The organism is Yersinia sp. 1252 StPb PI (assembly GCF_048593885.1).
In the GTDB taxonomy this organism is placed as follows: Bacteria; Pseudomonadota; Gammaproteobacteria; order Enterobacterales; family Enterobacteriaceae; genus Yersinia; species Yersinia enterocolitica_E.
This window is the reverse complement of sequence record NZ_JAZGQE010000412.1, coordinates 1-967: the sequence shown is the minus strand read 5'-3', so window position 1 is coordinate 967 and position 967 is coordinate 1. Positions and strand designations below refer to the sequence as shown.

The window sequence follows — 967 nt, the reverse complement described above, 5'->3', positions numbered from 1 at the left end:
TTTCAGTTGTATGACCATGCCGTAGGATCCCAGCGCCCCTATACGCATAGCTTTTCGCCACCGCAAGCACCACTTGCACTTGCTCCTTTTTCGTAGCAAAACCCGTCTTGATGCGCTGCGAGAGGGAATTTGAGCGCGACAAAGAGGCAGCCGCCTCATCATTATCCATCTGCGGTATGGCCGGGGAAGAGGCGCTCAGGCCCGCGTTAATCGACGCTGTTGCCAAATCGCTGGAGAGGCTCTGAAGATAGGCGGCAACATCACTAAAGAAAGCCTGCGAAGCGCCCTGCAGCTCACGGGCTTTTTTATTGGCTTTTGCTGCTTCGTGCCGCGAGGCCGCAATCATCGCGTTGACGGAGGTCGGCTTACCTGCCTCCCACGCCGCTGCCCTGGCCTGCATAAGAGAAGCCCAGGCAGCATGGCCTGACGTCTCTGCCGTAATGCTCCCCAGCGTCTGTATCACCGTACTTTTATCACTGGAGGAGAATGCATCGGTAAGCTCAGCGACCAGCATGTCGTGCCGTTTTTCCTGGGTGCTGTCATCATCAATAGCACGCAGGGTATGGACAACACGTATCAGCGTCTGCAGGGTTGACTCCAGCCGTCTGGCCAGCGACTGAGCCGTACGCCGGCTCCCCAATGCAGTCTCCGTGGCTTCCCCGCCGCTTTTGCGTGGCAACTCATGCTCAACCCAGAGGTTTATGACGTCGTCCGAAAGCTTACCCGTAAGACGCTCGATGTTGCCTATCTGCTCCAGTAGCCACAGAGAACCCAGCGGCCCCCCAACGCTTGCCTGGAGGCACAGGCGAGATTTGGCCGCGGCCAAGTCGTCACGCAGCTGCGTCACTAACCTCGGGTCAACCTCGGGCACCTGGCTGTTATACCCCTTGCGCCTGAATTCCTGAGCTTCTTGTAGATGTGCCTTACGAATAAAAGAGAACAAACTGTCATTGTCGCTTCCGGCCTT

At 57.2% G+C, this 967-nt stretch carries 1 protein-coding gene; it reads right to left on the bottom strand.

The features are described 5' to 3' along the window. Window positions 1-967, bottom strand: a 967-nt coding sequence (locus V2A85_RS23965; RefSeq protein WP_420072591.1) for a hypothetical protein, incomplete at both ends; no start/stop codon positions are given.